At 71.4% G+C, this 4,966-nt stretch carries 2 protein-coding genes and 1 pseudogene; all 3 read left to right on the top strand.

Annotation, left to right across the window (positions count from 1 at the left end; translation table 11 throughout):
- Window positions 1-3,465, top strand: a pseudogene (locus BMG07_RS39765) (aminotransferase class III-fold pyridoxal phosphate-dependent enzyme); the annotation flags it as partial.
- Entirely contained in the window at window positions 3,462-4,418 is a 957-nt protein-coding gene (locus BMG07_RS43760; protein WP_269759875.1) for a condensation domain-containing protein, read from the top strand. The pseudogene BMG07_RS39765 and the gene BMG07_RS43760, both read left to right, overlap by 4 nt.
- A partial coding sequence (locus BMG07_RS43765) for a condensation domain-containing protein (RefSeq protein WP_269759876.1) occupies window positions 4,370-4,966 on the top strand: 597 nt, incomplete at its 3' end. The genes BMG07_RS43760 and BMG07_RS43765, both read left to right, overlap by 49 nt.

A 4,966-nucleotide genomic window follows, 5' to 3' on the forward strand; every position in this document is an offset into this window, starting at 1 on the left:
CGCCGCCGAACAGCTCGCCGCGCACCTCGAAGCGCATGCCGGCCTGCCGCTGGCCGACGTGGCCCACACCCTCGCGGTCGGCCGCAAGGCCCATGCTTTCCGCCGCGTGGTCGTGGCGGCCAATGCGTCGCAAGCCATCGCGGCCCTGCGCACCACCGACTCGCCGTGGCGCGCCAGCGGCCGCCTCGCCGCGCGCGCGCCGCAGCCGGTGCTGATGTTCCCGGGCCAGGGCGCGCAGTACGCCGGCATGGGCAAGTTGCTGCACGCAGCCGACCCGGTGTTCGCCGCCGCCTTCGACGACTGCCTGAACGCGCTCGAAGGCACGACCGATTTCGACCTGCGCGAGCGCCTGTTCTCGGACGACGCCAAGCGCTGTCGCCCACCGCCGTCACGCAGCCCGCGCTCTTCACCATCGAGTACGCGCTGGCGCGGTGCCTGCTGGCCACGGGCGTGCGTCCGCAGGCGCTCATGGGCCACAGCGTGGGCGAGTTCGTCGCGGCCGTGCTCGCGGGTGTCATGCGGCTCGAAGACGCGGCGCGGCTCGTGGCGCGGCGCGGCGCGCTCATGCAGGCGCTGCCCGCGGGCGCGATGCTGTCGGTGCGCATCGGCGCGCCCGCGCTGCTTGAAAAGCTCGGCCCGTCGCTGTCGCTCGCCGCCGAGAACGGCCCCACGGCCTGCGTCGCTGCCGGCCCCTTCGAGGCCATCGCCGCGCTGCAGGCCAGGCTGGAGGCCGAAGGCATTGCCTGCCGCGCGCTGCAGACCTCGCACGCCTTTCACTCCGCCATGATGGACGACGCCGTCGCGCCCTTCGAGGCGCTGGTGCGCGAGGTCGAACTGCACGCGCCGCAGACGCCCATCTTCTCGACGCTCACGGGCCAACTGCTCGAAGCACAAGAAGCGACCAGCCCCGCCTACTGGGCGCGCCACCTGCGCGGCACCGTGCATTTCTCGCCGGCCGTGCGCGCCGCGATGGCGCACACGCCGCAGCCGCTGTTCATCGAAGCCGGTCCGCGCAACACGCTCTCCACGCTGGTGCGCCAGCACGGCGCGAGCAATGCCGTGCCGCTGCTGCACGGCGAGCCCGCCGACGAGGCCCGCACGCTGCGCCTGGCCATCGGCCGCCTGTGGACTTGCGGCGCCGAGATCGAGCTGCAGCGTCTGTCCACCCGTGCCGGTGCGCAGCGCGTGTGCCTGCCGACCTATCCGTTCGAGCGCAAGCGCTTCTGGGTCGACATCGCCGCCGCGCCCCCCTCTTCGTCTGCCTCTACCGCCGTCTTGCCCGCCCCTTCAGCCACACCCATTCCTTTGGAGCCGATCGTGACAGCTGCAGCGCCCATGCCTCTCCCGCCTCCCGCGTCCAACACCCCGCCGATCGATGCGCGCCTGCGTGCCTTGTTCGAAGACATCTCCGGCATCGACATGGCGCAGGCCGAAGGCAACGCGCCCTTCGGCGAGCTCGGCCTGGATTCGCTCACGCTGACCCAGGCGGCCACGCAGATCAAGAAGCACTTCAAGGTCGCCCTGAGCTTCCGGCAGTTGATGGAGAACTACCGCAGCTTCGACACGCTCTCGGCGTTCCTGCGCGAGAGCCTGCCGACCGAGGCGGCGCCTGCACCAGCCGTGGCGCAAGCCGCACCGGTAGCTGCAGTGGCTGCAATGCCTGCGATCTCCACGCAGACCATGTACGCCCCGATGCAGGCCAATGCGGCTTCCGGCTCCATCTCCCAGCTCATTGCGCAGCAAATGGAATTGATGCGCCAGCAGCTCGCCTTGCTGTCGGGTTCGGGGCCGGCACCGGTCACGCAGCTCGCGCAACCGGCTGCGCCCGCGCCGACCGTTGCAGCCCTCACGACGGCCCCCGCCGCCGAAGAACCCGCCCCCTCGAAGGAGCCGCAGCGCTACGACGTCGCCAAGGCCTTCGGCGCCATCGCCCGCATCCACACGCAGCGCACGGCCGAGCCCAGCGGCCGGCAGAAGGCGCGCCTGGCCGCCTTCATTCGCCGCTATGTCGAGCGCACGCAAAAGAGCAAGCAGTTCACCGAAGCCAACCGCCCGCACATGGCCGACCCGCGCGTGGTCAACGGCTTTCGCCCGGTGACCAAAGAGATCACCTACCAGATCGTCATCGAGCGCTCCAAGGGCTCCAGGATGTGGGACCTGGACGGCAACGAGTACGTCGACGCGCTCAACGGCTTCGGCATGAACATGTTCGGCTGGCAGCCCGACTTCGTGCAGGACGCGGTGCGCAAGCAGCTCGACGACGGCTACGAAATCGGCCCGCAGCACCCGCTGGCCGCCGAGGTCACGGCGCTGATCTGCGAACTCACGGGCTGCGACCGCGCCGGCCTGTGCAACACCGGCTCCGAGGCCGTGATGGCCGCGCTGCGCATCGCGCGCACCGTCACCGGCCGCAGCACGGTGGTGGTGTTCACCGGCTCCTACCACGGCACCTTCGACGAAGTGCTGGTGCGCGCCGGCAAGGGCGGCAAGGGCCTGTCGGCCGCGCCGGGCGTGATGAGCGGCATGTTCGGCGACATCCGCGTGCTCGACTACGGCACGCCCGAGGCGCTGGCCTTCATCCGCGACAACGCCGACGACCTGGCCGCCGTGCTGGCCGAGCCGGTGCAAAGCCGCCGCCCCGACTTCCAGCCGCGAGAGTTCCTGCGCGAGGTGCGCGAGATCACAGCGAAGAGCGGCTGCGCGCTGATCTTCGACGAGGTCATCACCGGTTTTCGCACTGCTCTGGGCGGCGCGCAGGAGCTGTTCGGCGTGCGCGCCGACCTCGCGACCTACGGCAAGGTCATCGGCGGCGGCTTTCCCGTCGGCGTGATCGCGGGCAAGCGCGAATTCATGGACGCGCTCGACGGCGGCCCCTGGCAGTACGGCGACGACTCGATTCCCGGCGTGGGCGTGACCTACTTCGCCGGCACCTTCGTGCGCCACCCGCTGGCGCTGGCCGCGGCCAAGGCCTCGCTCACGCACCTGAAAGAAGCCGGGCCCGCGCTGCAGGCCGGCCTCACGGCCAGCACCGGCACCATGGCGGGCGAACTCTCGGCCTGGTGCAAGGAGGTGGGCGCGCCCATCGAGATCCGCCACTTCGCGTCGCTGTGGCGCGTGAGCTGGCTCGAAGACCACCCGCTGCAAGACCTGCTGTTCGCCATGATGCGCAGCCGCGGCGTGCACATCCTGGACAACTTCCCGTGCTTCCTCACCAGCGCGCACAGCGCCGGGGACATCGCCTTCATCCAGCGCGCCTTCAAGGAGTCGGTGGCCGAGATGCAGGAGTCGGGCTTCCTGCCGCGCCGCGCCGCGGTCGTCACCCCCTTCGACGTGCGCAAGCCCGGCGAGGAAGGCACGGTGCTCGCGCGCGACGTCGACGGCCAGCCCTTCTGGTACGTGCCCGACACGCAAGCCGGCGGCCAGCAGGCCACGGCCCACCACGTCAATGGAAAGGCCGCAGCATGAACGCCGTCCTTCGCCCCGAGACCGACACTGGAACGGGCGCCGCCATCGGCGGCATCATCGAATGCGTCATTCCGACCACCGAGTCGCAGCGCGAAGTCTGGCTCGGCGCGATGCTGAGCCCCGAGGCCTCGCTGGCCTACAACGAGTCGGTGCTGCTGCGCCTGCGCGGCGCGCTCGACGCCGCTGCGCTGGGCCGGGCCATGGCCGCGCTGGTCGCGCGCCACCAGTCGCTGCGCGCCACCATCTCGCCCGACGGCAGCTGCATGCTGGTCGGCCAGCCGGCGGCCAGCGTGCTGGGCATGCAGGACCTGAGCACGCTCGACGCGCAGGCACGCGAGCAGGTGCTCAAGTCGGCGCACAACGCCGCCGTGTGCACGCCCTTCGCGCTCGAGCAGGGGCCGCTCTTTCGGGCCATGCTGTACCGCCTGGGCGAGGCCGAGCACGAGCTGGTCATGTCGGCGCACCACGTGGTGTGCGACGGCTGGTCGTGGGCCGTCGTCACCGAGCAGCTGGGCCACCTGTACACCGAGCAGACCGGCCAGGGCCTGCGCCTGAAGGCCGCGCCCGCCTTCGCCGACTTCGCGGCCGAGGAAGCCGCCGAGGCCGCGCACCCCGACATGCAGCGGCACGTGGACTACTGGCTCGAGCGCTTCAGCGGCGGCTCGCTGCCCGTGCTCGACCTGCCGCTGGACCACCCGCGCCCGGCCGTGCGCGCCTTCGCGTCGCTGCGCACCGAGCGCACGCTCGACCGCCGCCTCGTCACCGCCATGCGCTCGGTCAGCGCCAGGACCGGCGCCAGCCTGTTCGCGGGCCTGCTCGGCGCCTTCGTCGCCACGCTGCACCGGCTCACGGGGCAGGACGACATCGTGGTCGCATTCCCGCCTCGGGCCAGTTGGCGCGCGACATGCCCGCCCTGGTGGGCCACTGCGTCAACCTGCTGCCGCTGCGCGTGACCGCGCATGCACAGCTGCGCTTCGATGCGCTCATGGGCGAATGCAGCACCGCCGTGCTCGACGCCTTCGAGCACCAGTCGCTGACCTACGGCGCGCTGCTCGGCCAGCTCTCGCTGCAGCGCGACGCCAGCCGGCTGCCGCTGGTGAGCGTGATGTTCAACGTCGACCCCGACGTGGCCAGCGGCACCGACAGCTTCGTGGGCCTGTCGGTCACGCAGGACACGGTGGCGCGCCAGTACGAGAACTTCGAGCTGTTCCTGAACCTGCGGCCGCTCGAAGGCGGGCTGGTGGTCGAGGCGCAATACAACACCGGCCTGTTCGACGAGGCCAGCGTGCAGCGCTGGCTCGACATGTTCGAGTGCCTGCTGCGCTCGGCCACGCGCGATCCGTCGGAGGTGATCGGCCGGCTCGAAGTGCTGTCGCCCGAGGCCTCGCATGCATTGGCCGCGCTGCAGCCCGAGCCCACCGACCTCGTGGGCGACCCCTTCGCGCACGCCGGCTTCGTGGCCCGCGCGCTCCTGGAACCCGGCCGCCCCGCCGTGCGCGAC

It is taken from the genome of Variovorax sp. E3 (assembly GCF_016082275.1).
Classification (GTDB): Bacteria; Pseudomonadota; Gammaproteobacteria; order Burkholderiales; family Burkholderiaceae_C; genus Variovorax.

Coding starts and splice junctions, on each gene's coding strand:
- BMG07_RS43760 (WP_269759875.1), top strand. CDS start 3,462: ATGAACGCCGTCCTTCGCCCCGAGACCGACACTGGAACGGGCGCCGCC.